The organism is uncultured Pelagimonas sp., assembly GCF_947498515.1.
GTDB lineage: Bacteria > Pseudomonadota > Alphaproteobacteria > Rhodobacterales > Rhodobacteraceae > Pelagimonas.
This window is the reverse complement of the sequence record NZ_CANMKO010000046.1, coordinates 1-218: the sequence shown is the minus strand read 5'-3', so window position 1 is coordinate 218 and position 218 is coordinate 1. Positions and strand designations below refer to the sequence as shown.

At 65.1% G+C, this 218-nt stretch carries 1 protein-coding gene; it reads left to right on the top strand.

Annotated elements, in window-relative coordinates:
* Positions 1–218, top strand: a 218-nt coding sequence (locus Q1A43_RS22440) for a tetratricopeptide repeat protein (RefSeq protein ID WP_299939068.1), incomplete at both ends; no start/stop codon positions are given.

Genomic DNA, 218 nt, shown 5'->3' with positions numbered 1-218 from the left:
ACGCCGTTGCCCGAAACGGGCGGGCGGAGGTGCTGCGCGATCTCGGACGGTTCAGCGAGGCTTTGGCCGCCTATGACACGGCGATCGATCGGTTCCCGGAAAACGCCTTTGCCCGAAACGGGCAGGCGGAGGTGCTGCGCGATCTCGGACAGTTCAGCGAGGCTTTGGTCGCCTATGACGCGGCGATCGATCGGTTCCCAGAAAACGCCGTTGCCCGA